Source organism: Bradyrhizobium sp. CCBAU 11434 (genome assembly GCF_028128895.1).
GTDB lineage: Bacteria > Pseudomonadota > Alphaproteobacteria > Rhizobiales > Xanthobacteraceae > Bradyrhizobium > Bradyrhizobium zhengyangense.
Genome location: NZ_LBJX01000089.1, coordinates 1 through 24,287 on the forward strand (window position 1 = coordinate 1; position 24,287 = coordinate 24,287).

Sequence of the window (24,287 nt, forward strand, 5' to 3'; positions counted from 1 at the left end):
TCGACTGGTTGGCGATGCTGGCGCCTTCGCCGGCATTCTCGTCGGCCATCGACTTCTTCGGCGCGGCCTTCTCCTTGGGCGCCTTTGCAGCAGGCGCCTCAATAGCAGGAGCCGGCTCGGCCTTCACTTCGGCCTTGGCGACCGGCGCGGGTGCTTCGATCGCGGTCTCGCGGAAGGCGCGCTCGAGCTCGTCGAGCGAGACCTCGCCCGGACGCAACGGACGCTCCAGGGTCTGGTCGATCAGCGAGCCCGTGGTCATCTCTTTTGCGGGAGCGACAGCAGGTGCAGCGGCAGGTGCTTCCGGCACCAGCGGCGGGGCGTCGGCGACAGGAGCAGCAGTGCCTGCCGCCGGCATCGGCTGCGCCGAGCCTGACGCGATCGGCGAAGCCGACGCTGACATCGCGGCCATGCCCTGCTCGACCATCGCTTCGAGCTTGTCGATGAGATCGCGGTCGTTACCCTCAGGCTCGGCTTCGGTCGCCTCCAGGCCTGCCAGGATCTCCTTGATGCGGTCGATCGAGGACAGGATCACCGTCACGGCCTGGCCGGTCACCGGCATGCCGTCGCGGAATTTACCCATCAAGGTCTCGCCGGCATGCGCCAGCGCTTCAAGTCGCGGCAACCCCAGGAAGCCGCACGTACCCTTGATGGTGTGGACCAGGCGGAAGATATTATCCAGGATCTTGGCGTTGTTCGGCTCCTGCTCGAACTTCACCAGCTGATTGTCGACGGTGTCCAGGCTCTCGCTGGTCTCCGTCAGAAACTCCCGCAACAGATCATCCATGAGCAACGCCTTACTGAGCTTGACCTCGACGCCCGGAATCGGCGGAAGTCCGCTCCTAGATCGTTAGACAACCCTTTTCACGGTCCCGTTAATTTCATCCTCCGTGCTAATACGGATATTGAAGAGAAATTTGCGGTTCGACTGCGTGCGACAGCGGTTTTCGGCAAATCCCGAACCCAGCTTCAACCCGGAAACGCGATAGGTAAACGCGGAGATAACGGCGTCACGACGGACGCAAAAAATCCCGGCGATGTCTTCGGGATGCGTAAGGGCCGCGCCAATTGAATCAAATCACCGGCGATCGGCATTGCATGTGCGACCGTCGGTCAATGTGCCGACGACATCAGCACGACCCGCGCTCGCGGTAAACGGACTCTTACCCGCCGGGCGTTGCGAACAATAACGCACTAACCCAGCCGCGCAGCGGCGGCATGGTGCTCGGCGAGACAGTCTCTGATCGCTGCCAGCAGCGCATCGGGCGTGAACGGCTTGCGCAGGCAGCGCGCCGCGCCGAGCTCGAGCGCCATCCTCAGAAAGTCGGGCGCCGGCGAATTCAGATCTGCGAAGGCATAGCCGGACATCGCGATCAGCGGCGTTGCGGGCGCGCAGTCATGAAACAGCCGGATCGATTCAAAGCCGCGCATGTGCGGCATGAAGATGTCGACAATCATCAAGTCGAACTGTTCGTGCTCGATAGCGCGGAGCCCCGCCTCTCCGCCGTCCGCAATCGTCACCCGAAAATTGTTTCGCTGGAGATAGATCTCGATGGCCATGGCCACCATTGGGTCGTCGTCGACAACGAGAATATGACGCAGACTTTCTGTCATCGTTTGAATTTCCCGCTTCGGCGATTCAATAATTGAATCGTGGCGCACGCCGTTCTCCTCTCGCTTGTATTGAAATCGTGATGGCCGCGCGCGCGGCCGGCCTCGCGCAACATGCGAACGGGATGAAGGCGATAGCTGTGGCCAGGCCACGCGATGGCGCGAAGCAATGTCCGACGGCTGAAAAGAATCGGCGAACGAGCGAAACAGCATGGACGGGCGAATATCCGATGGAAAGGCGGATGCAGTCGCTGCCGTCGGTTGCCCGTTTCCGGCTCATGAGGCCCCCTGCCACACTTTCCCGGGTCGCGACGCAGGACTGGCTCGCCGGGTGCGCACGAATCAGCGCGCAGTTCTTATTTCCGCCGCAAATGCGGCAAGCTGTCTGCCCTCCAACAGGTATATGGACAGCAACGCAACCATTACAATATATTTTGGTCGGCGCGCAACTAGATGTCGAGGGCCCGACGCCGACATCTCATAGCCTGCGTTGGATTGCTTTGACATGACCGCGAGCGGCCGACCGCCCAACCAGCTGCTGCAAATGCTCGACACAGCAAGCTTCGATCTGTTGCGTCCTCACCTCGTCACGATTGAATTGGTCAGAGAAACTGTCTTGAGCCAAGCGGATGTGGCGTTGCGACATGTCTATTTTCCGCACGACGGAGCCGTATCGATCGCAGTGAGCCTCTCCGAAGGACAGATCATCGAGGTGGCGATGATCGGACGCGATGGCGTCGTCGCCGGCGGCGCAGCCCTCGCCGATGGAATCGCAGTGTCAGATGCCATCGTGCTCTTCCCGGGGACCGCATCCGCCGTTGAAATCTCGGCGTTTCGCAACGTTGCCGCTGCGAGTGTTCCATTTCGCGGCCTGGTGATCAGGCACGAGCAAGCCCTGTTCGCGCGCGCACAGCAATCCCTGATCTGCAATACGCTGCACCCTGTCGAAGCGCGGCTGGCGCGCTGGTTGCTGCGCGCCCACGATCTCTCCGACAGGGAAACTCTGCCGCTGACGCAGGAAACCTTGGCCCAGATGATGGGCGTACGACGTAATGCCGTTTCACTGGTCGCGCATGCGCTGCAGCGCGCCGGAATCATCCGCTACAGCCGGGGCCAGATCGAGATCACCGATCTGCGCGCCCTGCAGGCCACGTCCTGCGACTGTTATTTCGCCGCGAAGACCGATCACGCGCGGCTTTTGGGACTACCGCCATGATGCCGACGACGACTCCGCGCCGGTATTCTGGAGTGCACACAAGGCAACGAAGAAACAAAAGGTCGCACAGATCCGTAATGTCCGCGATTGCCAACTTGTCCCCCTGGGAACAAGATGGAACTTGTTATTAAGCGAGGAATAGATTTCGAACAGAGATTGTTTGACTGACGAGACGGGAGGCAGCCTTGGAAACGATAGTGCGCCCATCCAACGGGTTCCTGTCGGCGCTGTCGACAGACGATCATGAACTGATCCGCCCATATCTGCGCACGGTCGATCTTCCGCATGACACCGTGCTGGTCGAGACCGGCGAGACACTCAAGCGCGCCTACTTCCCGCACCGCGGCGTGATCTCGCTGGTCGTGAAGCTCGCCAAGGGCGAGCATGTGCAAGTCGCCATGATCGGCCGCGACAGCCTGCTTGGCGCACTCTCGACCATGGGCGATGCATGCGCGCTGAACACCGCCATCGTGCTCATTCCCGGCGTCGCATCGGTGATCGACCTCGACCGGTTGCGCATGGCGGCTGACCGGAGCTCCAGCCTGCGGACGCTGCTGACGCGCCATGGGCTCGCAGTCTACGCGCAGGTTCAGCAGACCGCCGGCTGCAATGCGGCGCACCCGGTGGAGTCGCGGCTCTCCCGCTGCCTGCTCCACACCCATGATCTGTCGGGCGACTATCGGCTGCTGCTGACGCAGGAGGCCATGGCGCAAATGATCGGGGCACGGCGCAACAGCGTGTCGCTGGTCGCCAATACCTTGCAGCAGGCCAATTTCATCCACTACAGCCGCGGACACATCCAGATCCTCAATCTGGAGGGGCTGCGCCAGGCGGCTTGCGAATGCTACGCCACGGTCAAGGCCCAGTACGACCGGCTGCTCGGGCCCTGACGGCGGGCCACCGGCGCCGGCGCTGCCCATGGTAAAGCGGGTGCTTACAGCGACCTGCAAACACCGCGCGTCTCGTCACCAGAACTGAAATCGGATTGGCGTAGATGTTCCCGGACGCCTCGCGCCGCCCAGCACCGGGCCAGGATCACCCGCGAGGCGCAGAACGGGGACCGGGACAACATGATCGACGCCGCTTTCGCCCCCGCGCATGGCGCGCTCGACGCCGCGCCGTTGCGCGAGCCTGAACCGCTGCGCGAGCTTGAACCGCTGCGCGAGCTTGGCGCGTTCGACGCGCTGGTGCGCGAAATCGGCGAGGACGGCGCCAGCGAAGTGCGCGCGGTGTTCTGGAACGAGACCATCGCGCGGCTCAAGCTGTTTCACACTCTGGCGCTCGACCAGCACCGGGCCAGGATCGGGCGCGAAGCGCATTCACTGAAGAGCACCGCCCGGACGTTTGGCTATCTTCGCCTGGCGAGGCTGGCCTCGCTGCTGGAAAGCACGGCCGGCGTACTCGGCAATGCCGAATTTGACGATCTTCTGCAGCAATTGGATGCGGCCTTTGCTGGCGCAAAGGCGCAGGAATCGCAGGATTGACGGTCCCCGGACAGCCCCGCCGTACTTATACGGTTTGCAATTTTCACAGATGACTAATCATAGGTGGCGATAGTCGCCGGAAACCAGGAGGGTTTCCATGTTCACCTATGAGACCGCGGATCAGAAAGAGGTCCGCCGCTTCCGCATCGCCCAGTTCAACGGCCGGATGGCCACGGTGAAGGCGGGCGAGTCCACGGTGACGGGTTTCGTCCGCTCGGTGCTGGAGCAGGAAGCGACCATCCCGCCGCGCTGGACCATCACCATCATCCCCAATACGCCGAAGGAAGAGCCGAAGATGCTACGGCCCAATTCGCGCGTGCGTCCCTTCGCGGAAGATTATTTCTAAAGCGGGAAAAAAAGTCATCGCGCCTCGGGCTGCCCGCAAGACGATGGCTTCAATCGATCGAGTGCAACAGCGCTGCGCGGACGAGGTCGGCGGTGTTTCGCGCGCCGAGCTTGCGCATTGCTTCGGCCCGATGGCTCTCGAAAGTGCGTGGGCTGATCTGCATCCGCAGTGCGCCCTGCTTGTTCGAAAAACCTTCGCTGATCAACCTCAGGACTTCGCGCTCGCGCTTGGTCAGCCGCTTGCCCGACAGGCTCGAGAGCTCGGAAGCCGCCTCGCGCGGTGCTTGCGGCGCGCGGCCGGCCTGCAACTCGGTATCCTCGGTCATGGACGGAGCGGGCAAGCCGGTCTTGTGCGAGCCGGCGAGCTGCTTGACCAGACCGCAAACGCGCTCGGTCTGGGCCAGCGCGTTCTCGACCACCTGCTGCAAATAGGCGCGGTCGCTCGAGACGGGCGCAAGCTGATCGCTGTGATGCTTGATTTCGCCCATATAGAGCAGGAGCGCGGTCAGGGGGCCGTTGAGCTCGCGCGCGATGGCCGCGGCCATCTCGTCGGCCGCCTTGGCGCGGGCGGCATTCAGACGGACGAAATCGAGCTCTTCAGGCGCAGAAGTGCTGCTTTCGAACCTTTCCGACGGCCGCGAATCAGCAACCGTATCGTTCTGTGACCCCATGTGACTCGTTTAGCGGAACCCGGGGCAGTCTGTGGTTAACTTTCTGCTCCGTAAGACTACGGTGAATTTGTCAGTTTTGGGCCGGAATACCGGCGCAGGCACAATTTATGCTTGCGACGCGCCCCTTGAGCCTCCGTAAAGGTTGCTGAACCTGCCTAAATCGTAGGCAATTTCCAAAGACATCCTTAACGAGAGCAGCGCTGGTCGATCCCCAAGGTCCCGCATTTTACGGATAAATTAACGGCAGCTTGCTTCTCTGTGTCACAATTGAGAGCGCGCAAATGCCTCCATGCATGGGGCCGGCAGGGCCTGCTGGAAACGCTGCAAGAGACTGCGTGCAATGGACGAGATCGACCAGCTTTCGGAGTTCCTGCAGAAGCTGACGCCGTTGTCGCGCAGCTGTCTGCTGAGCGAGCTCGAGCGGCTCGAAGCTTGCGGCATCGACATGCCGGGCTCGGCAGAGATCCAGGCCAAGCTGCGCGCCGAATTCCGCAAGGATGGATCGACCCAGGCGCGCGCCACCAATCCGTCGCGCTACTTCTTCGCGCCACTCGAACTGCTGCTGATCGACGGCGCGCCCGAGCACGCCAATGCGGGACGGATCTCGCGCAACACGCTCACCCCGATCTGGGAATGGATCTGCCGCGACCTGCTACCGACCATGGCGCGCGACTACGTCAAGGCAATCAACGACCAGGTTACCGCCAACAATCCCAAGGAAGTGCTCAAGATCGCGACGATCTTCCAGGGCAAGGTCGTCAAGGTGCTCGAGAACACGCTTGCATCGGCGGAGAGCACCGAATTCGCGCGCGCCAAGCTCGCGCAATACACGGCCTCGCGCACCGCCTTCGACGACGTGAAGAAGATGCTGCAGGTGCTGCGCGCCGGCGACGCGCTGCCGAAATTCGACGCGAAGCTGCCCGACACCATCACGAAATTCGACGACGGCCAGGTCGCGCAGATCACCGCGCGACTAGACGCTTTCAAGAAAGCCAATCCCGAAGCGCTGCCGTTTGCGCTCGCGTTGGTGGCGAGGCGTCTGAAGACGTTCTGGCGGCTCATATACCTTGCGACCAAGGCGGCCGCGAGCAAGAACGCTGACGAGGTTGCGACGTCGCCCTACGCGTGCGTCGTTCCCATGGTGCTCGACCGGCTCGACGACAAGCGGCTCGCGCTGCGGATCGCGCTCCGCCATAACCGGTTCCTGGTTGCGCGCGACCTGCTCACCGAAATCTACGACGCCGAACATTCGCTCAAGATCCGCATCGACGGCATCGAGCGATGCGAATGGGGCGTCCGGCTTCAGCAATTGATGGACGCAATCGCCGCGCTGGTGGCGGCCGAGGTCAGCCGCTTCCCCGCCAATGTCGGTCACATCCTCGGCTCGCGGCGGCTGCGCAGCCAGGACACGTTGGGCGGCAAGCTGAGCTATCTGGCCTGGAAGGGCCGCGACGCCGTGCAGGACGGCGCGGCGGCGTTCCGTAAATTGATCGGGGTGACTTGATTCCTCGAGATTCTATTCGGGCGTGTGCGGCAGCGTCAGGAAGCGATCGAGAAATCGCCCCGACATCACGAACCTGAACCACCAATAGATCATCCGCCGCATCGACATAGCTGCAATCCCTGACAGCCCACCACCGGCTGCGCGCAGCAATAGCGCAAGCGCGGCATCAGACGTGTGAGGTGCTTCACACTCGCCCGCGGTCAGACCAGGCGAGTTTGTCGCATAACCGTCACGCGCGACGGCGGAACACGAGCGCATCGCGTGAAAATGAATTCGCGGACCGGGCGTGGTTGAGCGAGGTCAATCGCATCGTCGAGAATACGGCGTGGGGTCCGTACCGCACAGAATTCTATCCGACGTATGACTATGAACCGGCCGGCATGGCCTAACACGACAAAGCCATGGCCAATTGAGGCCGGCATTATTCAATTGGGCGAGGTGCGCATTGGCTTCGTCCAATTGCAGGACACCGACTGCGCGCAACGACGATCCGCTCCTCGCAAGCTTTCACCGGATTCAGCGCGCACCGGCGTGCATCGCGCAGGCGGATGTAAAAACTTCTCGAAGAGAATCCGAACAATTTTACAAATGTTGCGGGCTTTAACGTTACCCGGATAATTCAACATTCGCGTGAAGCTCTCCATATTTTGACGCCCCCCATCCCGTTAACACACCGTCACGGAACGGGAGTGGTCTGAGATGAACGATGGGATTGGTGAGCTCGCCGGCAGGAGGCTAAGGACCTTCGGACGGCGGAAGATGATGCCGCGCGCGTGCGTCGCCGACAGCAAGCGCCATCTGCGCGCCTTCATGAGCGAGGTGCTCGAGGATCTCGGCTTCGTCACCAGCGAATGCAGCGGTGCGAGCGAGCTGCAGACCATGCTGGCCTCCGAACTGCCGGACCTGATCCTGCTCGGCATCGCCGCCGACGGTATCGAGCCCGGCCAGTTCCTGGAAATTCTGGTGCGCGAAGGCTTCGACGGCAAGGTGCTCGCTGTCGGTGCGCGCGACTCGATCATCGTGAAGGCCGTGCAGCAGGTCGGCGAGGAATACGGGCTTTCGATGCTGCCGCCGCTCACCACGCCCTTTGCCGCCGACACGCTGCGTGAGCGTGTCGCAATGCTGCTGCCCGAGGAGCCGGCCCCGAGCCCGGCCGTACATGTCGGCGAGGCCCTGCATGCGGGCTGGCTCGAGCTCTGGTACCAGTCGAAAATCGACGCGCGCTCGCTGGTCCGACGTGGCGCCGAGGCGCTGGTGCGAATGCGCCACCCGACCTGGGGCGTGGTGCCGCCGGCCTATTTCATCCCGGAGGAACACGATCCGCATTTCCGCGATTTGTCGGAGTTCGTGATCGAGCGCGCCCTGCAGGACTGGCACTATCTGCTGGAGCGGCAGAGCGCGGTCGACCTCTCGATCAACTTGCCTACGCCTTACCTCAAGGAGCCGCAGGCCGTACGTGATCTCTGCCGCCGGATGCCGATGCATCCCGCCTTTGGCGGGCTGACGATCGAGATCGCCAGCAACGAGGCGATCCATGACCTGCATTTCCTGACCGAGATCGCGCGCGAGATGAGCTTCCACAATATCGGCCTGTCGGTCGACAATCTCGGCGCCAATTGGCCGGAGCTGATGGGGCTGGACAAGATTCCCTTCATCAAGCTGAAGGCCGACCGGCAATTCGTCACCGGCTGCGCCGATGACCGCCTGAAGCGCACGGTGTGCCGTCACATCGTCGAGCTCGCGCAGGGCTACGGCGCGCGCGCCGTCGCGGAAGGTGTCGAGAGCCGGGCCGACCTGATGGCCGTGAACGAGCTCGGCTTCGACCTCGTGCAAGGCTATCTGTTCGGCAAGCCGATGCCGCTGAAGAAGTTTGCCAGAAGCGCGCTGACGCGGACGGTGATGGGACAGGAGTGAGACGACAGCCTCACGCGTATCGCCGCGCGAAAAAGACGCAGACGACCACGAGCGCCGTCGCGGCGATCATGCTCCATGCGACCGGCTCGTGCAGCAGGAAGCCTGCCAGCGCGAGCCCGAAGAACGGCTGGAGCTGTTGCAACTGGCCGATGCGGGCGATGCCGCCGATCGCGAGGCCGCGGTACCAGAAGATGAAGCCGACGAACATGCTGAAGATCGAGACATAGGCGAGCCCGATCCAGGCGGGCAGACCGACGCCGCTCCATGCCGATGGCCAGGTCCAGATCATGACAGGCAGCATCAGCGGCAGCGCCAGCAGCAGTGCCCAGGAGATCACCTGCCAGCCGCCGATGCGTCGCGACAGTGCAGCGCCTTCGGCATAGCCGAGCCCGCACAGCACGATCGCGGCGATCATCAAGAGATCGCCGGTGAGCGAGGCCGAGCCGTCATTCGACAGCGCAAAGCCCGCGACCGTGGCGCTGCCGAGGATCGCGAACAGCCAGAACAGCGGACGCGGCCGCTCGCCGCCGCGCAGCACGGCGAAGATCGCGGTCGACAGCGGCAAAAGGCCGATGAAGACGATCGAATGCGCCGAGGTGATGTGCTGAAGCGCAAGCGCGGTCAGCAAGGGGAAGCCGACCACGACGCCGATGGAGACGATCACGAGCGAGGCAAGATCCTTCCGATGCGGCCACGCCTGACGCACCAGGCCGAGCACGGCCGCACCGATCAGCGCGGCAATGATCGCGCGCGCCGAGGTCAGGAACAGCGCGGAGAAGCCGCCGACTGCGACGCGCGTCGCCGGCAATGAGCCGCTGAAGATGATGACGCCGAGAAGCCCGTTGCCCCAGCCGCTGGCCGCAGATTGCATGTCCGTCTGACCCTTTTTGGGCGGTGATCCTCGGCCCGCGCCGATGGCAAAACCAGTGACAATCCCATACAATCTGGCAAAACTGTATGGGTATGGAAGGTCATACACTTTGGATGGCGAGGCGCAGACAAAGGGGCGCGGCGGGACGCGCACCATCGATGTGATGAGCGCGATCCGCGCCAAGGTGGCCGGCCGCGCGCTCAGTGCCGGCGACCGCCTGCCATCGATCCGCAGCCTCGCCGCGGCGATCGGCGTTTCGCCATCCACTGTGGTCGAGGCCTACGATCGCCTCGCCGCCGAAGGGCTGATCCGCGCCCGTCGCGGCTCGGGCTTCTATGTCTCGCCAACGGTCACGTCGCCGCTCGCCTTGACCGAGGACGAGCCGCGCCGCGACCGGGCCGTCGATCCGTTCTGGGTCTCCAGGCAATCGCTCGATGCCGATGCGAGCGTGCCGAAGCCCGGCTGCGGCTGGCTGCCGCCGGAGTGGATGCCGGAAGCGGCGCTGCGGCGTGCCACCCGCGCGCTTGCCCGCAGCGACACCAGCGTGCTGACGAACTACGGCTCGACTTCCGGCTCTCTCACGCTGCGCCGGCTGCTGCTCACGCGCCTTGCGGAAGACGAGATCGAGGCCACGATCAATCAGCTGATGCTGACGGGCTCCGGCACGCAAGCCACCGATTTGATTTGCCGCTTCATGCTTCGTCCCGGCGACACCGTGCTGGTCGACGATCCCTGCTATTTCAACTTCCGTGCGCTGCTGCGCGCACATCAGGCGAAGATCGTCAGCGTGCCCTACACGCCGTCGGGCCCCGATGTCATCGGCTTCGAGCAAATCCTCGGAGCCGAACGGCCGCGGCTCTACATCACCAATTCAGCGCTGCACAACCCGACCGGCGCGACGCTCTCGCCTCAGACTGCGCATCGGCTTCTGACCGCGGCCGCCGCGCACGATCTCACCATCATCGAGGACGATATCTTTGGCGATTTCGAGCCGGAGCGATCGCCGCGCCTTGCGGCGCTCGATGGATTGAACCGTGTGATCCGGATCGGCAGCTTCTCCAAGACACTCTCGGCCTCAGTCCGCTGCGGCTACATCGCCGGGCGGGCCGACTGGATCGAGCATCTCGTCGATCTGCAGGTCGCAACCAGCTTTGGCGGCCCGAGCCCGGTCGCGACCGAGATCATCACAAAAGTTCTGGCCGGCGGCAGCTATCGCAAGCACATGGACGAACTCCGGCAAAAGCTCATGCGCAGCCGGCGCGACGTTGCACGAAAACTTCAGACACTGGGCATCGAACCCTGGCTGATGCCGCGCGGCGGCTTCTTCCTGTGGTGCCGCCTCGCCGATGGACAGGATGCCACGGCCGTTGCCCGCGCCGCGCTCGAAGAGGACGTGGTGCTGGCACCGGGCAATGTGTTCAGCGTGGCGCAGACCGCGCAGAACTTCCTGCGCTTCAACGTGGCGCACATGAACGACCTGGGCATGTGGGACGTGCTGCGGCGGGCGCTGAAGGCACAAGCCAGCCGCTAATACCACGGCTCCTCATAGATCGGCTCGCCGTCGAGCAGCAACCGCTTGATGGCGGCGCGGCCTGAGGGCAGCACGGCGGCGACGACGCGCAGCTTCTGCTGGTTGCGGGCTTGCTCGAGCGTCTTGCCCTCGCCTTCCGGCACGAAATAGCTCTCAAGGCCGTATCTGATCGTCAGCTTGTCGCAGAAGATGCGGCCGTTCGAACCGCAGGAATAGGTGACACGGCCGCGGATCAATATTTCGGGCGCCGTGACGGCGACAGGCGCGGCATGCACCGAGACGGCCTGATAGAGGCCGCCCGCATCAGGCGCCAGCTTGACGAACACGACGGGATTGCGTTCGGCAGACGGCTGGCCGGCGAGTGCGCCTGCCGGCAGTTGCGTGATGTCGTAGCCGAGCGTGACGTAGTCGCCACGCAGGAGATCGCGCGGATCGAGCGGCCGCGTCTGCAAGGTGACCTCGCGCCCCTCGCGCAGGATCTGCATCCGATCGGCAACCATCAGGACGAGCAGCGCGCATTGGACGAGGATCGCAACACCGAACAGCACGGCTTTCGGGATACGCTGCCAGAATGCGGTGAGCTTCATCATCGCCCGGCCCTCGGCAGCATGCGATTGAGCGCGGTCGCGAATACGACGGCGATGACACCGGCCACCGCCAGGAACGCCGAGCGGCGCAGCAGCGAGCCCTTCACGGCCCACGTGATGCCCGCGATGACGCCGGCGATGCCGAGCCAGCCGGCAACGATGCGCGGACTGACATCATCGAGCACGCCGGAGACGACGAGGCACAGCATGGCACAGAGCAGTGCGGCATAGGCGAACCAGGGCTCTCCGGCTGCGGATACCGGCCAGATCGGTGCGGCAACCAGCACAAGGCCGATCGCACATGCGGCGAGGATTTCACCCGCGCGCCTTGTGACGCCGGCGGAGGCGAGTGCAAGAACCACACCCGCAACCCCACACAGGATTGCCCAATGCGGCTGGGCTGGCACCGTGTCGGTTCGGAAGCGGATGATGTCGTCAATCGTCATCACCTCCAGGGAGGCAACGGCGGCCAGCGAAAACGCGCCGTAGATCGACAGGACGCTCCCAAGCCGCTGCGCCCTGGGCGACGGCGCAGCCGCGATCGCGAGGCCGGCGCCGAACAGCAGCGCCGCACCGTCAGCCAGCAGGAACGACGGCTGCATCCCGTCGAGATCGAAGCGAATCGACGTCGCGATCCACCACGGCAGCATTGCTGATGCAACGAGATGGGCCGCGACGCGGGAATTCCAGGCAAACGCCACAGCGGCGGCGATCAGCCAGACCGCCAGGAACGGAAGATGCAGGACATCAGGTGCATCGTAGACGCGCATGCATGTCCAGAAGCAGGCGGCGACCAGGCCGACCGCTAGCGCGCCGCGCGAGCCGGTCAGCAGCGCCGTCGCGAATGCGCCGATCGACCACAGCAGCATGCCGCCGGCAAAATCGTCGCCGAGATGGTACATCTGGCCGACCAGCGCGATGCCCGCGCCGAAGACGATGGCGCCGATGCTTGCGCAGAGATCGGCGAGAACGCTGCGGCCGGTCGCGGCGAACCACGCGCCGAGACCGCCGGCGACGATCATGCCCGCCAGCAGGATCGCAAACCGCAGCAGACGCGCGATCTCCGTCCAGTGCGCGGCGACGAAAGCCAGGAAGGCGGCCGCAATCAGCAAACCGCCGACGATGGCAACGATCACCGCGATATTGATACCCGGCGAGAGCGGCGGCAGCGCGTTGCGGATCGAGGCGGAAGCGGCCGGCGCGATGACACCTTCGGCTTCCCATTGCGCAAGGTCAGCTTCGAGGCGCTGCCGGTAGGCCTTGTCAAACATGGTCGTGAATCACCTGGCTCTCTGCCGGACGCGGCTTATTGGTCGGACCGCGCCGGTGACAGGTTCAACCTATCACCGCCCCTCGCCTAGTTTGCCTTGATGCCGGCCTCGGTGATGAGCTTGCCCCATTTCGTGCTTTCGCTCTGGATGAAGCGGCCGAACTCCTCGGGCGAATTCGGCGCGGGCTCTGCGCCGAGGGTTCGGATCTTCTCGGCCACATCAGGGTCTTTCAGGGCTTTCGTGAAGGCTTGGTTCAGCCTGACGACAATGTCGGCCGGCGTTCCCGCCGGAGCCACCAACCCGAACCAGCCGATGGATTCGAAACCGGCAAGGCCGCCCTCGGCAAGGGTCGGCACGTTGGGCAGCGAATCCAGGCGCCGTCCCGCGGAGACACCGATCGCGTTGAGCTTGCCCTCGAGGATGAGCTGCCTCGACGCGGGGATATCCAGCACCGCGAAGGGGATATGGCCTGCGAGGACGTCGACGGTTGCCGGCGCGGTCCCGCGATACGGTATCAGCTCCATGTCGACCCCGGCCTTCTGCATGAACAGCGCGGCCGTCAAATGCATCGCCGTCGAATTGCCGCCATGGCCGATCGACAGCGCGCCCGGCTTTGCCTTCGCAAGCGCGACCGTCTCCGCAACATTGTGCGCCTGGACACCCGCCGAGGAGACCAGCACGAAGGGAATTTCCGCAAGCAGCGTAATCGGCGCGAGATCCTTGGGATCGAACGGCATCGACGAATTGAGATGCGGGTTCACCGTCAGTGCGCCCGCCGGCGCGACGCCGAGCGTGTAACCGTCGGGCTTCGCCTGCGCGACCGCCGCCATACCGATATTGCCGCCGGCGCCGGCGCGGTTCTCGATCACGAGGCTCTGCTTGAGCTCGGCGGTGACCACGGGCTCGAGCGCCCGGATGACGGTGTCTGCGCTGCCGCCGGGCGGAAAGGTCACGATGATCTTGATCAGCTGCTCGGGATAGGCCGCGTCAGTCGCCTGCAGCGGCAGCGCGGCGAAAGTCGCCGCGGTCAGCACGGCCAGTATGTGGCGCCTTGCAACGTGAAGCACGTATTTCCTCCCTCGTTCTTTTTTATGCCGCCGCGCCGGTGAGACGCGCCAGCAGGCCGCGCGCATCTGCCGGTGCCGCCTGCCCGCGCCAGGCGATGTGCTGATCGGGCCTGACCAGCACGAGCTTCTCGGCATAGGCGCCGTCGGCCTCGTCAGGCGCGACGTCGATCACTGCGAGCGGAATGCGGCGCGCCTCTGCGGCGGACTGCAATGGCCCGACATCGATCGCCGGGTCGAACCGCAGCAGATTGTAGCCGGTTCCGAATGCGTCGTAGAGCGATCGTCCGTCGCGCAGGAAGAAATGCGGCGCGCGGGCGCCCGGCACGGTGGAGGGCGTGAAGCTGCCCATCGCATAAGGCGGCGGCGTCTCGCCGTCATAGGCAATGATCGGCGAGGCGTCGTAGTAATAGCCGAAGTTCAATCCGGCGCAGCAATATTGCTGCACGTTGAGATCGTAGGCCGCCTTCGCGAGCGTCGCGCGCGCCGCGTGGCCGCGCGGCGTGTCGTCCTCGATCTCCGCGGAGACGCCGCCGCGCTGCGCCATCATCTTCATCGCATGGTCCATCGCAAAGCGCGACACCTGGTCGGTGATGGGCTGGCGCTCGGCCTCATAGGCGTCGAGGATCGCGGCCGGCGCCCAGCCGTTCAGATGCGCCGCCAATTGCCAGCAGAGATCGACGGCATCCGCAATGCCCGCATTCATGCCGTAGCCGGCATAGGGCATCCACAAATGCGCGGCGTCGCCGCAGATGAACACGCGGCGGTCACGGAAGCGATCGGCCACCAGCCGGCGTCCGACCCAATCCTCCTTGCTGAGGATCTTGTAGTCGAAGCGCTCGTCGACGCCGAGAATGGCGCGGATCGACCAGTCGCGGTCGACCGAATCGAACTCGGGCTCGTCGGGCTTGAGATGATTGTGGATCAGCCAGCGGTCGTGACCGTCGATCGCAACCGTGGTGCCCGAGCGGCGCGGGTTGAGCGAGAGCACCATCCAGGCCTTGATGTGCGCGCCCATCAGCTCCTTCAGCTGCGGGGCCTCGATGAAGGTCGATTGCACGCGCTGGATCACGGGCGTGCCGGACAGGCTGGCCCCGATCGCCTTGCGGACCAGCGAGCGGCTGCCGTCGCAACCGATCACGAAGCTCGCTTCGATGCGAAAAATCTCGCCGCTGTCGAGATTGCGCGCCTGCGCGGTCACATGGTCGGCGTCCTGCGCGATGTCGGTGATCTCGTTGCGCGCCAGGATGGTGATGCGCGCTTGAGCTGCGGCATGAGCGAACAGGATCGGTTCGAGATAGACCTGGTTGATCCGGTGCGGCGGCTCCGGCGTCGGCCACCAGGTGTCGGGGCCGCCGGTGGCGCTGTAGCGCCGTGCACGGGAAGGGATGTCGATGCGGCAGAGCTCGATGCCGGTCGCCGTGGTGCGGTAGGAGCAATCGTTCGGGAAGTCCGCGGGCAGCCCCGCATCGCGCAGCCTGGCGGCGACGCCGAGCCTGCGGAAGACTTCCATCGAGCGGGCCGAGACGTGATTGCATTTGACGCTGGGCGGATCGCCGGCATGGCGGATCTCGGCGACGACGACGTCGATCCCGCGCGAGGCCAGATCCATCGCCGCGGTCAATCCGACCGGACCGGCACCCACGATCAGGACCTGTGTCCTCATATCAGTCTCCATTCCCTCGCGCGGCGGTCTTCGCCGCCTGCACGGACTCGAAAGTCGAAAACAACCCCATGCACAGTAGCCAACCTACGTCAGCTCAAGGACTTTTGCCAACAATTGCGGAATTTCAGAAATTTCGCTTGTTCCGTCGGGCAAAACAGGTGCATGATGGCATCATGGCAGGAGGTTCGGCATCCAGCATCTGCTCAGGCGAACTGGGAATAGCGGGACAGCTGAAAGAAGGGTTCTGCCTGGTAGGACGGATCGGTGGCGAGGCGCGCAAGCCTTTGTCCGATGGCGGGCGCGAACTTCGCACCATGGCCTGAACACGCGGAGCAGACGATCAGGCGGGACTCCGGCCAGCGATCGATGATGAATTCCTCGCCCGCGTCTAGCCTGATGTCGGCGGGCGCGGTGTTGGTGTAGAGGCAGACGTCGCGATCGATGATGGGCCCTGCCGCGCCGGGGACGAGGGCGGCCAGCGCTTCGCTAACGGAGCGGAGTTCGGCATCGGTGGCCTGCGGACCCCAGTCGTCGGGACCGACCATGGCCCCGTGGTTGTGAGGCGCAGCCTTGACGCCGCGCTGTTCGAAGTCCGGAAAGCCGTAGACCATGTCATCAGGACCTCGGTCCAGAATGAAGATCGGGAAACGACCGAGCGTCACGGTGTCGGGGCGGGCAGGCTCGAACCAGCCGACCGCCTGGCGGGTCACGTTGAGCAGCGCGGTGAGTTGCGGGAGTGCGCGACCGAGCCATGGGCCCAGCGCCAGGATCGCGCGCTCGGCGAAGAACTCTTGGGTGGCCGTGCGGATCGACACGCCGTCGTGGTGCGGCGTGAAGCTCGCGCGTTCCGGAATCACGCGCTCGCGAGCGCGTGCGCGCATCAGTTTCATGACTGTAGCGGTGTGCAGGATCGCGGCGCCGTCCTGGACGACGACGTCCCAGTCGTCGGGCAGGTTGAAAGCCGGAAATTCCTTGTTCGCGACAGCAGCGGTCATCTTCGGATCCGGACGCCCTTTCGCAATCGCGGCCGCGCGCGAGGACGCCACCATGGCGGAGCCGGGGCGGCCGGCCTCCAAAATAGGGGTTTCCGTCAGAACCGTTTGACCGCTTTCGGCCTGCAGCCGGATCCAGCCGGCATGAGCCTCGTCGCTCAGGCTGGTGTAGTTGGGGTTCTCGAAATTGAAGCGACGGAAAATTCGACATGACCCATGCGACGAGCCGCGATCCGAACGTGCTGCGACAGGATCGAAGCCGAGCGCATCGACGCCGGTATCCAGCAATGCGCCCAGCGCTGCTCCGCCCATGAGCCCCAGCCCCAGCACGGCGACTTCGCATTTTCGCATGTAGGCCTCGCGAGCGATGCTACGACGCGCCGATCATCCTGATGATTTCGGGGGTTTGCAAGGTAAGGCCGGCCTGGCTCACGCCCTCGAAAATCGCTGGTTTTCTATTGCAAAAGTTCTTGTTTTGTTCTATGTTGAATTCGAACAGGCATGAACCTCAAAGCAGACCGGGCCGCAGCGAACTTAGCGGGCGTTCGGACCAATTTTTTAGCCAATGTTAACCAAAGCGACTGTTTATGGTTACCGATGTATGAAGCAAGTCGGACACACTACCTCGATCTATCGCATGACGCACAAACAGCGCTCATTGCTGCTGCGCGCGACACCTCGCCTGTGCGCGGATTAACGCACGGCTATTACAAATACCCGGCTCGGTTCTCTCCCATTTTCGCCAGCGCCACGATCAAGGCATTCACCCAACCCGGTGACCTGGTGCTCGATCCCCACGTTGGCGGCGGCACTACGTTGGTGGAGGCTCTGGCCTGCGGCCGCGAGGCCGTCGGCGTGGACATCAGCTCGCTCGCCGAGTTCATCACCAACGTCAAATGCACGGTCTATTCCGAGGCTGAACTGGAGATCCTTGAGGCGTGGTCCAAAAGAATCGGTAGCGTAGTGGACATTCACAAGCCGTCCGCGCCGCTGACCGACTATGAACAGCTCGGGTACTACAAGCACCTCGACCATCCGTCGCGCTGGCGGCTTCGAAAGGCCATCGAGCAGTCCATCGCCGCGGCCGTCAAGCTGGGTACGCCGCGTCTCGAAGCGTTCGGGCGGTGTGTCGTGCTGCGCAGCGCTCAGTGGGCTCTCGACGGCCGCAGTAAGCGCGCCACCATCGAAGGCTTCCGGCGAACCCTTGAAGAAACAGCTGACGATATGGTCAACGGCGCTCAAAATCTTCGACGGTCAGTGAGAAACCACGGCCGGCAGCAATCCGTGACGCTTGTGCGCAGAAGCGCCATCGGCATCCACGATGAGCCCGCGCTAAATGATCTGCGCGCACCGCGCCTGGTCGTAACGTCCCCTCCATATCCGGGCGTGCATGTCCTGTATCACCGGTGGCAAGTGGACGGCCGTAAGGAAGCGCCGCTGCCGTTCATGATCGCCAACAAGCTCGATGGCGCCGGCCTGAGCTACTACACCATGGGCGACCGGAAATATCCCGGCCTCAAGACCTACTTCGACAACATTCGCGGCTCGATGTCGTCGGTCGCGGCGCTCTCCGACCGCGACACCATCATCGTGCAGATGGTCGCGTTCTCGGCGCCGCACTGGCAGCTCCCGCGCTATCTGGAAACGATGGAAGAAGCGGGCCTAACTGAGTTCCGCCTGCCGATCCTCGACGGCCAGGCTGACGGCCGCTTGTGGCGCAGCGTCCCCGGCCGCCGGTGGTACAGCGCACAGCGCGGTACGACACCAGGAAGCCAAGAGGTCGTGCTATTTCACCGGAAGGCGACCGTTAAGCCGCCTTCGGCAGTTTCTGCGGCAAAGTCAGACAGAGCGGCACGATAACGCGCGCGACGCCTGCGCAGTGATCCTGAATATTCTTCCGGCACTGCTCCTCATTGTTCTTCCACTCGTCGGTGTGCTTGACGTTCTCGAGCAAGCCCATCGCAATGAGCGCTAGCCCGTACTTGAACACAAACTCCACCGCCGGCACTTCCTCCGGCTTTTTGAGATTTTTGGCCTGCTCCAGGAGCTTCGAGTCCCTGTTGACCGCGAGCACGAGGCGGTTGGTGTTCGGCTCCTTCTCGATCGTGAGCGGCATCGCGTCGGGCCCGCGATTGACCTCGATGACATTGGGCCGGCTCGGCGAGTCCTGCGCCTCCTTCGGCGGTTTCGGCGGCGGCGGTTCGCCCTTCTCGCGCGGAGCCGTGATGGTTGCCTTGACGACCAGCTTGAACGGACCGTGCCCGGCGTCGTCGCTGATCTCGATCTGCGTCATGAACGTCGTGCCGATCACGGCCTTCTTCGGCGCATGGAAGGTGAAGGTGAGGCGACCGTTGAACAGGTGGAACGTCGGCTCCAACTGCCCCATGAACTTGACCTGACCCGCGTGCTTCGGCCGGGTGAAGTAGTTGTTCACGACGTCTGTATTGAACGACGTCCGGGCATCGTCATCCTTCGGCAGATTGATGCTCACGACAGTCATGCCGTCGGCGCGCTTGAAGTAGGTCGGAAATTCCTTCCCGACGAACTCCGGTTTCGGATCGCCTTCCACCTTGTCGCCGGGATTCAGCTTCTTCGTCGCGGCAGCGATCTTGCCGGGCATCATGCTGCTGAACAGATCGGCCAAGGTCGGGTCGGTCGCAAGCAGTTCCTCGAGTGCGCTGATGCCGAGTTCGTCCGATGTCGCGTTGGCGATCTTCTCCTCATAGCGCTTCTTGTTGAGGGTCTGCAGGCCTTCGTGCGAGCGCAGCTCCCTCTGCAGCTTCTTGAGAATTTCCTGCAACAGCGGGTCTTCGCGGAAGTTCTCGCGATTGCTCATAAAGATGGCGTTGCGCGACGTCTGATTCAACGCCGTGCAGTCGAGCGTCACCAGCATGCTGCCTGCGATATGCTCTTTGTCCACAGCCTTGGTCTTGAAGAACTGCGTGTCGCGCTTGGCATGTGACTGGCCGTTGATGAGCGCGCGCAGTCCGGTTTGCGGCGCATCCTGTTCGGGGTCATCGTTGTCCAGAATCTTGAACACGCGCACCTCGGCCGGGATGGTCTCGCCGGTCGAGAGCTTGATCTGGATGCTCGCGCCGTCCTCAAAGCCCTCTTCGAGCTTGTCTTTGCCCCACGCGGTCAGCCGGTTCCAAATGGTGTTCTGCATGACCTTGGCGCTGTACTCGGCTCGGCACTCGATGACGCGCAGCGGAAGCATCGGCTTAAGCAGGTAATCCTCGAGCTTGCGGTAAAGTTCACCGCAGATGTTGGACTTGGGTGCCTTGTAGTCGTACATCTTGATGAGCGTTCCGCTCGGCACCTTGCGCTCGCGCGGCTTACAGATTTCGCCGGCCTTCGCAAAAAGCTTCGGCACCAGGCCGAGCGGCACAGATCCGGCGGTCATGATCTTGCCGTCCGTCCCGACGAGGTACTTCCATGACGGGCTCGATGTCGACGGGAAGAAGCAGAAGACGGTAAAGCCCCAATCGTGCGGGGTCTTGCACATGTCGTCGGGCACGCGGGAGACGATGAGCTGCATCTTCCGACCATCGCCACAGAAGGGCAGCACACCGGTGCCGCCCATATTGAACCTACCCTGCGCGAACGGCACCGCACCCTTGTAGGAGCCCTCGTCGCTGCCGTAGATCAGGGAGCAGAAGGTCTTGGCGAAGTCTTCGGCGTGCTGGCCTTCACCGGCGTCATAGAACGAGATCGCCGGGCGGGACTTAGTGCCGGTCGCGTAGAGGATCATGGAATCCTCTGCGATCTGCCGGATTTCCTCGCGGCTCTTGTCGGAAAGGTCGCCGTAGAACTTCTCCACGGCCTTGGTCATGCTGCCCGGCGCCTTGTCGGGATCGCGGGGATCGATGCCGGCGGCGCGTACCTTGCGCATCAGGATGGCGTCGATGCCGTTGGTGATCTTCTCCACCAAGGCCGCGGCGGCCGTGCTCTGCTGCGCCTGAACGACCGACTGGTTGTTCGGCATACCACCCAGTGCCTTCCAGCGCGTGGGGTCGTCCAATAGTCCCCGTTTATTAAGGGCGGCCAAGACGGCATCTTCCGTCTCCGCCGCCAGAAACTCATCCAAAAGCTGCTGGTCCTGCATTGTAGCTTGCCTCCCATCCCTAAAATATCGGCTCAATTATCTCGAAAAATCAGTCCAACTTGAATTCCACGGACTCCTTGGCGCCCGTGGAAGACATCCTTGCCTTGAGTGCCTCGACCTCCCTATTGAGCGCCCGGACGATCTTTTGAACGTCCGAGTCGTCAAACTGATAGGCATTTTTGTTACCCAATTTGCCGATTATACGGATCGCCTTAATAGCATTAACAGTCCTACTTTCGGCCAATTCGACGAACTTTTGACGCTTTGCAGCCTTCGTTGTGGAAGCTTCCTTGTTTGCCTGATCCAACATTTAATATTCTCCTTTGTGGATTATATCGCTTCAATGAGTCGATGTAATTTCCTCTAAATTACACGCTATAATGAGTCGAGAAGAATCTGGCCTCCACAACAAAAATTCGTCTCATCTGAGCATCGAACCCCCTCGGCATAGCCTGACCTGGCGCGCTGGTACGCCCCAGACCGCCTGCCGTTTCCGAGCGCGAAGACTATCGCGCGACGCATGGCGTTGGTGAGCGCACGGTCGAGCGGTATCTGACCTCGCTTCGCAAGAAAGGGTTTATCGAACGTCTCAAGCCGCTCGCACACCAGCGTCTCGAAGAACGCCGGCAGCGCCTGCGGGAGGCCGATAGATTGAGGGTTAGGGTGCCGTGGCCGAGCTGGGCCAATTCGTATTCAGCGCGTTCCGACTATCGCTCTCGGCCAGCGGATTCGTCGGCATATGGCTCGCAGTCGTGCCGGTGACGATTTTCGTCATCGCGCTCGGCTATCGCTTGGTGCGCTCGCCCCTAAAAGAGCCGTAAGTATAGATGCTTCCTGACCTCCCAGAGGCGCAGGCCTGCATCGATGGGTAATGGGCCAAATGCCTGATCTCCTCAAGCGCATGGACGAGTGGCTTGCACGCGGGATCACTAAGAACCCCCAGACACCAACCTCATTGTCGCGATTCGGCTTGGCGCCCAACTCTTCTAGTCGTCGCTCAACGTCGCGCGGGCTAAAGAAGATTGCAGGGCGGTCGGATCTGGAGGAAATACGTGGAAAGCCGGCGAACAACGTAGGTCGGCGCTGTCAAACGCCATCCGGAACTGCCCCCTTTGCGTCATGAAGAACTGCCCCCACCATCTGGGTTATGATCTCGGTTGAAGGTTGTTTCCGCCGGTGACGGGCCGGAGGGAGGCGGAGCCGACCGGAGGGCCGTCACCGGCGGGCGGCGGCTGGATGAGGCCGCTCTTGCGCTTGGCGCGGAGCCGGTAACTGTCGCCGCGGATAGTCAGCACGTGGCTGTGGTGCAGGAGCCGGTCGAGGATCGCGGTGGCGACCACCGGATCGGCGAACACGGTGCCCCATTCAGCAACGCTGCGGTTCGACGTGATCAGCATGGCGCCGGTTTCGTAGCGCCGGCTGACCAGTTGGAAGAACAGGTGCGCCGCGTCAGGTTCCAGCGGCAGGTAGCCGAGTTCATCGACGATCAGTAGCTTTGGCTTTGACAGCGCGAGCAGTTTCTCGTCTAGGCGCCGCTCGCCATGCGCCTTGGCAAGGCCAGCGACGAGCGTCGTCGCCGTGGTGAACTGCACTGTGTACCCGGCCAGGATTGCTTCTCGCCCCAGCGCGATCGACAAGTGCGTCTTGCCAACGCCGGGCGGCCCGAGCAGCAGCACGTTCTCTCCGTTGGCGATCCAACGTGACGCGGCCAGGTCGCGGATCTGCTTCGGATCGATCGACGGCTGCGCCTCGAAGTCGAAGCCCGCAAGCTCCTTCACTGCCGGGAAGTGTGCAAGTTTCAGAGCCATGTCGATGCGGCGATGATCTTTGCGCGCGATCTCACGTTCGCACAGCAGGATCAGCGTCTCACGCGCCGACAGGTTTGCGCGTGCCGCCTCGTCGAGCAAATTGTCGAGCTGGTCGCGGATGCCGGAGAGCTGCAATCGCGCCAGCATGGCATCGAGGGGATCAGTCGGTACTTCGGTTGCCTTCTTTGCGCGCGTCATCAGAAGCGTCCCCCGATCACGGCTTCATATTCGGCAAGAGGACGCAACAACGAGGGCGGTGGAGACAACCCGGGCGCCGTCGCAATCTCCGGTCGGCGGACCGCGCCATTGCGTCCAGCAACACCGTCGAGATGGGCGGGATCGACGATCCGCAGCCGGCGCCCCTCCGATTGCTTGTGGACCGCCACCTGGTGCAGTCCATGGCGGATCCGCACTTCGCCGGCCGCGACCGTTACCGCCACGCGCTCACCAATCAGGCGCCACGGCACCGAGTAACTGTTCGTGTCGATCTCGATGGCGCAATCGTTGCCGACGACCCGGGTTAGTTCGCGCAATGATCCGAACGACGGCTGCCCACCGAGCGGTTTCAACCGGTGTGCCTCGTCACGCGCGAAGCGAACGATCGGAGCCTCGCCGGTCGTGCCGTGGATACGTACGTTCGCAACCTTACGTTCCCACTCTGCGAGATGCGCCTCGAATGCCTCCCAGCTTGGGAAGGAATGCCCCGCGATCGCGTTCTTCTTCACGTAGCCGACGCCATTCTCCGTCTTGCCCTTGGTGCGTGCCCGATATGGCGCGCAGGCGCGTGGACGGAAGCCCCAATGCTTCGCAAACGCGATGAGCTTGTCGTTAAACTGAACCGACCGGCTCACCGCGTCGTGGCGCACCACGAGCGCGCGTGGATTGTCCATCAGCACTTCCTCCGGCACGCCACCGAAGGTCGTAAATGCGCTCTCGAGACCGGCGAACCAGTGCTCTTGCTTCTCAGCCCGGAACGCCCGCACATGCAGTCGTCGCGAATGCCCGAGCGTCGCCACGAACACAAACGCCTTGATCTTCACCACGCCGATCTCGACCAGACGCTCGCCAAAATCGATCTGTAGCTGCCGGCCAGGGGGCGTCTCGAACCGCGTCGTCGCCAGTGCCTCCGCCTTCAGCGCCTGGCGATAGGGCTGCACGGCGCGTTGCAGCGTTCGCCGGCTGACTGCCACACCTTTTTCGGCCAACAAGTCCTGGCGCACCACATCCGCATTGCCGCGATGCCGAATGAGCCTCTCGCGCAGCCAACCCTCAAGGCCATCAAGCCGTTTCGGTCGCTCAGGCGATTTGAACGGCTTAACCCCGCCCGCCGCCACGTAGCCCTTCACCGTGTGATGGCTGCAGCCCAGCTCGCGCGCAATCCGCTTCAGACCCCACCCGCACGCCCTCAGGCGCAACATCTCCGCCACGTCATCCGGCGTCTTCATCACCTGCCCCCGTGGATCACTCCACCGCGAGCCTCTAGTGATTCGTTCCTCTTTCATTCGCTCTCTCCTCGGCTATCCAAGGAGGGGGCAATTCCTCATGACGCCGAGGGGGCAGTTTTCCATGGCGCGCGACATCGGCGCGCCTCGCTGCCGGCTACTGCGGCTCGTCTTAGAGGCCGCGTGGTCATGGACTCCTCGATGGACT

22 protein-coding genes are annotated in these 24,287 nt (G+C 63.3%); 9 read left to right on the forward strand and 13 right to left on the reverse strand.

What is annotated here, in order from left to right; translation table 11 throughout:
- Together XI06_RS21035 and XI06_RS21040 are read right to left on the reverse strand one after the other, a co-directional pair.
- Positions 1-784, reverse strand: a 784-nt coding sequence (locus XI06_RS21035) for an Hpt domain-containing protein (protein WP_271606365.1), incomplete at its 3' end; no start/stop codon positions are given.
- A 407-nt stretch (positions 785-1,191) separates the two neighbouring features.
- Positions 1,192-1,599, reverse strand: a complete 408-nt coding sequence (locus tag XI06_RS21040; protein WP_237861321.1) for a response regulator — start codon at positions 1,597-1,599, stop codon at positions 1,192-1,194.
- Positions 1,600-2,113: 514 nt separating this feature from the next.
- On the opposite strand from XI06_RS21040, the gene XI06_RS21045 reads away from it, so the two are divergent.
- The 4 genes from XI06_RS21045 (at position 2,114) to XI06_RS21060 (ending at position 4,654) form a co-directional block, all read left to right on the forward strand.
- Positions 2,114-2,824 (forward strand): Crp/Fnr family transcriptional regulator, encoded by a 711-nt coding sequence (locus XI06_RS21045; protein WP_271606366.1) that lies wholly within the window; start codon positions 2,114-2,116, stop codon positions 2,822-2,824.
- 194 nt (positions 2,825-3,018) lie between these two features.
- Positions 3,019-3,714, forward strand: coding sequence for a Crp/Fnr family transcriptional regulator (locus XI06_RS21050; protein WP_377807933.1), 696 nt, complete (start codon positions 3,019-3,021; stop codon positions 3,712-3,714).
- Between the two features lie 180 nt (positions 3,715-3,894).
- Positions 3,895-4,308 (forward strand): Hpt domain-containing protein, encoded by a 414-nt coding sequence (locus XI06_RS21055; RefSeq protein WP_271606367.1) that lies wholly within the window; start codon positions 3,895-3,897, stop codon positions 4,306-4,308.
- 97 nt (positions 4,309-4,405) lie between these two features.
- The gene (locus XI06_RS21060) at positions 4,406-4,654 is read left to right on the forward strand and encodes a hypothetical protein (protein ID WP_237861273.1); all 249 of its coding nucleotides are present in this window, start codon (positions 4,406-4,408) and stop codon (positions 4,652-4,654) included.
- A gap of 49 nt (positions 4,655-4,703) precedes the next feature.
- On the opposite strand, the gene XI06_RS21065 is transcribed toward XI06_RS21060, so the two are convergent.
- Complete coding sequence (locus XI06_RS21065; protein ID WP_237861272.1) at positions 4,704-5,324, reverse strand: LuxR C-terminal-related transcriptional regulator; 621 nt, start codon at positions 5,322-5,324, stop codon at positions 4,704-4,706.
- Between the two features lie 340 nt (positions 5,325-5,664).
- Between XI06_RS21065 and XI06_RS21070 the strand changes: the two genes are divergently transcribed.
- Together XI06_RS21070 and XI06_RS21075 are read left to right on the forward strand one after the other, a co-directional pair.
- Positions 5,665-6,828, forward strand: coding sequence for a hypothetical protein (locus tag XI06_RS21070; protein ID WP_237861271.1), 1,164 nt, complete (start codon positions 5,665-5,667; stop codon positions 6,826-6,828).
- Between the two features lie 699 nt (positions 6,829-7,527).
- The gene (locus tag XI06_RS21075; RefSeq protein WP_237861270.1) at positions 7,528-8,742 is read left to right on the forward strand and encodes an EAL domain-containing response regulator; all 1,215 of its coding nucleotides are present in this window, start codon (positions 7,528-7,530) and stop codon (positions 8,740-8,742) included.
- A 10-nt stretch (positions 8,743-8,752) separates the two neighbouring features.
- On the opposite strand, the gene XI06_RS21080 is transcribed toward XI06_RS21075, so the two are convergent.
- A complete protein-coding gene (locus tag XI06_RS21080) occupies positions 8,753-9,613 on the reverse strand; it encodes a DMT family transporter (RefSeq protein WP_237861269.1) in 861 nt (286 codons plus the stop codon).
- A gap of 109 nt (positions 9,614-9,722) precedes the next feature.
- On the opposite strand from XI06_RS21080, the gene XI06_RS21085 reads away from it, so the two are divergent.
- Positions 9,723-11,144, forward strand: a complete 1,422-nt coding sequence (locus tag XI06_RS21085) for an aminotransferase-like domain-containing protein (protein WP_271606418.1) — start codon at positions 9,723-9,725, stop codon at positions 11,142-11,144.
- Here the strand turns inward: XI06_RS21085 and XI06_RS21090 are convergent.
- The 5 genes from XI06_RS21090 to XI06_RS21110 all read right to left on the reverse strand — a co-directional run bounded on the left by XI06_RS21090 (position 11,141) and on the right by XI06_RS21110 (position 17,075).
- Positions 11,141-11,734 (reverse strand): GDYXXLXY domain-containing protein, encoded by a 594-nt coding sequence (locus XI06_RS21090; RefSeq protein WP_271606368.1) that lies wholly within the window; start codon positions 11,732-11,734, stop codon positions 11,141-11,143. The genes XI06_RS21085 and XI06_RS21090 overlap by 4 nt on opposite strands.
- Positions 11,731-13,002 (reverse strand): DUF2157 domain-containing protein, encoded by a 1,272-nt coding sequence (locus XI06_RS21095; RefSeq protein ID WP_271606369.1) that lies wholly within the window; start codon positions 13,000-13,002, stop codon positions 11,731-11,733. Before XI06_RS21095 ends, XI06_RS21090 begins: the two co-directional genes overlap by 4 nt.
- Positions 13,003-13,088: 86 nt before the next feature.
- Positions 13,089-14,069, reverse strand: coding sequence for a Bug family tripartite tricarboxylate transporter substrate binding protein (locus tag XI06_RS21100; RefSeq protein ID WP_271606370.1), 981 nt, complete (start codon positions 14,067-14,069; stop codon positions 13,089-13,091).
- A gap of 22 nt (positions 14,070-14,091) precedes the next feature.
- Positions 14,092-15,732, reverse strand: a complete 1,641-nt coding sequence (locus XI06_RS21105; protein ID WP_271606371.1) for an FAD-dependent oxidoreductase — start codon at positions 15,730-15,732, stop codon at positions 14,092-14,094.
- 203 nt (positions 15,733-15,935) lie between these two features.
- The gene (locus tag XI06_RS21110) at positions 15,936-17,075 is read right to left on the reverse strand and encodes an FAD-dependent oxidoreductase (protein ID WP_271606372.1); all 1,140 of its coding nucleotides are present in this window, start codon (positions 17,073-17,075) and stop codon (positions 15,936-15,938) included.
- Between the two features lie 150 nt (positions 17,076-17,225).
- Between XI06_RS21110 and XI06_RS21115 the strand changes: the two genes are divergently transcribed.
- Positions 17,226-18,584 (forward strand): DNA methyltransferase, encoded by a 1,359-nt coding sequence (locus XI06_RS21115; RefSeq protein WP_271606373.1) that lies wholly within the window; start codon positions 17,226-17,228, stop codon positions 18,582-18,584.
- Here XI06_RS21115 and XI06_RS21120 read toward each other — a convergent pair.
- The gene (locus XI06_RS21120) at positions 18,532-20,829 is read right to left on the reverse strand and encodes a hypothetical protein (protein WP_271606374.1); all 2,298 of its coding nucleotides are present in this window, start codon (positions 20,827-20,829) and stop codon (positions 18,532-18,534) included. The two genes, XI06_RS21115 and XI06_RS21120, sit on opposite strands and share 53 nt — an antisense overlap.
- Positions 20,830-20,878: 49 nt before the next feature.
- Positions 20,879-21,139, reverse strand: coding sequence for a hypothetical protein (locus XI06_RS21125; RefSeq protein ID WP_271606375.1), 261 nt, complete (start codon positions 21,137-21,139; stop codon positions 20,879-20,881).
- A 358-nt stretch (positions 21,140-21,497) separates the two neighbouring features.
- Between XI06_RS21125 and XI06_RS21130 the strand changes: the two genes are divergently transcribed.
- The gene (locus tag XI06_RS21130; protein WP_271606376.1) at positions 21,498-21,650 is read left to right on the forward strand and encodes a hypothetical protein; all 153 of its coding nucleotides are present in this window, start codon (positions 21,498-21,500) and stop codon (positions 21,648-21,650) included.
- Between the two features lie 324 nt (positions 21,651-21,974).
- On the opposite strand, the gene istB is transcribed toward XI06_RS21130, so the two are convergent.
- Positions 21,975-22,835 (reverse strand): IS21-like element helper ATPase IstB, encoded by an 861-nt coding sequence (gene istB, locus XI06_RS21135; RefSeq protein ID WP_237874446.1) that lies wholly within the window; start codon positions 22,833-22,835, stop codon positions 21,975-21,977.
- On the reverse strand, positions 22,835-24,139 hold the full coding sequence (istA, locus tag XI06_RS21140; protein ID WP_271606377.1) for an IS21 family transposase: 1,305 nt from the start codon (positions 24,137-24,139) through the stop codon (positions 22,835-22,837). Before istA ends, istB begins: the two co-directional genes overlap by 1 nt.
- Positions 24,140-24,287 lie beyond the last annotated feature (148 nt).